The organism is Nostoc cf. edaphicum LEGE 07299, assembly GCF_015207245.1.
In the GTDB taxonomy this organism is placed as follows: domain Bacteria; phylum Cyanobacteriota; class Cyanobacteriia; order Cyanobacteriales; family Nostocaceae; genus Nostoc; species Nostoc edaphicum_B.
In genome coordinates this window covers 1-3519 of record NZ_JADEXF010000664.1, presented here as the reverse complement: position 1 = coordinate 3519, position 3519 = coordinate 1, and the positions used below count along the sequence as shown (strand labels likewise).

Genomic DNA, 3519 nt, shown 5'->3' with positions numbered 1-3519 from the left:
CGGTGAAGTTGATAGATTTGACCGCTACGAACAACTTAGTGCAGAGTTAAATAAAAAAGTTGCAGCTGAAGGTAGTCGTTTAAAATTAAACCAAATTCCAGAAAATAGTGAGTACAAAAAAGCTCTACAAGCACTACCTAACCGTCCCAGAGAACTTAATCAAGAAGATTCTCCAGTACCAATTATTCCTGCAAAAGCTGTACCAGAAAACAATACAACAAACATTCAATCAAATACTAACACCGCAGTTGCAGGAATTTCACAAATTTATCAAAACTCAGTTGAAGTACAAGTATCAAAAAACACGAAAATAGAAACTAAAAACCAAGCAATATTACTACCCAACTTGTGCCAAGCTGATCCAACTAAAGCTATCGAAATATTGGGTAAGGTAAGCGAGGAAAAAGTAGAACAATTGCGATCGCACCTTGAAACCCACTTCAAACCTATACTTGAAAACGATAAATCCAACTACGCACTAGGACGACAAGTCGCATGGGTCGGTGCAAAATGGGATTTGAAGGATAAAGACTTCAAGCCAGGGGTACAGGACGACAAGTTAATGAAACTTGTCAAACAAGTATATCCTGACGCTGATATTGTGCTGGTAACTTATTCCAAAAACCCCGGCGCTGGCATCAACTACCACCGCGATAACTCCTACGCCGCAACGGAAGCCCGCAGCATTAATATCGGAAATTCTGATTGGGGGTATCGCGCTGCTAAGGAACGAATGGCATGGACTAGGGAGGAAAATCAGGACGTACAATACCAAGAGTTTAAACTTGAGTCGGGTACAGTAACCCGCTTTAACTGCAAGAATGAACACGCTGCCCTCAATACTGAGGCTGGCAGATGGTCTATCAACATCTGGTCAATTAAAAATGACCTGGGCAGAGAAAACAGCGTTCGCCAGAAATTTGAAAACTTCCTCACCTCAAACCAACCTCCGCGTGCGGTAGTCCAAAGCAACAGCGACCTCACCATCAAAACTAACGAGTGGACTCCTGGGGGAGAAATTAAAGTAGAACGTAGCTATACAAGCCTCAGAGAAGTCACTCAAAATACTTCCTCACACCCTTTAAACCAACCAACTGTAGAAGAAATTATCGCCATCGGGAATTCCACTGCGGTACGCGCTACTAATCCTCAGATTCCAGACAACCTGACTATATCTGGAAAACCAGTACCAATGGTTTATTCGCTGCATCTGCACGGCGAATCTTCCACAGTACTAGTTGAAACAACCATCAATGCCATGCGCGGACACGGTAGGATACACACCACCAGAGGTGTAGATTACCAAAAAACTTATGGTGTCAAAGAGGGAGATATTGCGATCGCTCAAGGTAAAAACGGCGAGCAAGTTGCTTTCCGGGTGGGTAAGCAGTACAAAATTACCCCCGAAATAATTCGAGATCCAAGTTACCAGCAAGCCTGGGCGAAATGGGAAAAGCATTCACCGAAAGAACTTACTCAAGGCCAGGCGAGTAAGAGTCAGGTATATGGCTTATTCATGGAGCCGCTAGGGGATTATGTCAATGGCAAAATTGTTCCGTTCCCAACTATTCAAAAACAACCTGCAACTCCAGTAAATATCAGTCCCGACTCCAAAGATGGGCTTGGAGTAGCACTCAGTCTTGCCACTGCACTCGCAAAAGAACAAGGCAAGCTGCAAAATGATTACCAAGTTTCAGTCAATAATAATCCAGAAGCCCCTGCTGGACAGTATGGAGTAGAAACCCATGTCCAAAAACCTGAAGGAGTAGTATACGCATCCGCCGAACACGCATTTAACCACCAAAAGCAGTTGCATCCATCAGCTGATGAATACAAGCTAATGGTAGAAGTACTTCAAGCTAAACTCAAACAACACCCCCGGCTAACTGAGGCGATCGCCAAACGCGGAGGAACTGAATGGCTGGAAAACTGTACGGCAGTTGCAACAACGGGGGAAATCCCACGCCAGTCGCCTCTGCTATCGGAGACGCTGCGCGAACAAGTCCGGGAACCCGATCACAGCGCTGGCTCCGCAACGCACCGCCTCAGTAATATAACTAACGCTCAGGCTCAACAGCAGTGGGAGGGTAAGGGTAAAGAATCCGCATTTCTTCGCGCACTCGTCGAAGCATACAGCAATATAACTGAAAAGTCACAACAAACTACAGTAAAAACCCAGCAGGAAAAGTCAGAACAGACTGATCGGCTGCTAACAAATCCACTGTCCAAACTCGAACCTATAAACGCTGCCGTCGCTGAACACATGAAAAAAGATATTGCGATGGCACAAATAGCTACCCAGTTTATCGGTAAATCAGCTGCGCCCCCCGAAACACCTTCAAGCACTCGGAATTACGAGCAAGCATGGGGAGAACGCGCCAACACAGGAAATTACTCAAAAGACGACATCATTATGGTATCCGGGTCTGGCCCGTGGCGCGGAGTGACAAGCGAGCGAATTGCCCAAACTTTTGAAAATCACTACAAACCGTTACTTAATAAGGCAATAGAAGCGAAAAGCTCTTTGATAGTCGGAAACGCACAAGGAACTGATCAATTAGTTCAAAATTATCTTCAAGAAAAAGGGTACAAAGTAGAACAAACTTCCCAAGGATACGCTGTATTAAATCCTGTAGAAAATACCAAAATTAGTACCAACACTATTTCTTCCAATACACAAGTATCACATAACTCATTTTTTGCTAAAGACAAGAGCATTTTCCCTCCACAACAAAGTCAACAACCAAATATTGACCAAGCACTCGCATCACCTTCTCAACCCAGAATGCAGCAGGTTGGAGCGATGGATAGTATTATCGAGCGGATGAAAGCTAATACAATGCAAAATCTTCAAGACTGGTATGTAGCAGCTGAAAAGCTCGGTAAATCAGAAACATATCTCAATAGAATTCAGGAGGTAACTGATTTATATATCAAAGAAAATATCAGTCTTGAGAACGCTTTTAAGGCAATGGAGCAAGACATTAAGGAGATAGAAAAAATTAATGAAATGACCAGTCTTGCCCAAAGTTTAGTTAAAATTATTGGACAGGAAGATATCAATGGCATTATGTCAGTACAAACAGGAAAATACCAAATTGCTACAAAAGCCCAAGACAAAATTTACTTAGTTAAAGATAAAAATGACAAAATATTATTATATATCAAAGAAGGAAAAACCCAAGTAAGTAACATCAGTGATGAAACATTACAGGATTTTCAACTCATGAATTCCCGTATCAATAATGCTCTCAAAGATGTCAAAAAAGATTTAGTGGAGAGGTAATTTTAGTATGAAAGAACTAATCGAACTTCCAGTAGAAGGTTTGACTCCAGCGATGCAAGTTAGTCTCCTCAGAGAATTGATCAAACAGCTTAACATCCCTGATGATAAATTTGAAGAATCTGCAAAAAAGCCTCCAACTGCTGAGGAAACAAAAGAGGCTGTGCTAAGATTGAATTCGGAAATTAACAGAATCAGTGAAGTAGTGCAAGATGAAGTAAAAGTAAACTCTACAG

At 42.3% G+C, this 3519-nt stretch carries 2 pseudogenes; both read left to right on the top strand.

Annotated features, from left to right (window positions below):
* Positions 1 to 3286 (top strand): annotated as a pseudogene (locus IQ229_RS18610) (hypothetical protein); the annotation flags it as partial.
* Positions 3287 to 3293: 7 nt separating this feature from the next.
* Positions 3294 to 3519 (top strand): annotated as a pseudogene (locus IQ229_RS18605) (hypothetical protein); the annotation flags it as partial.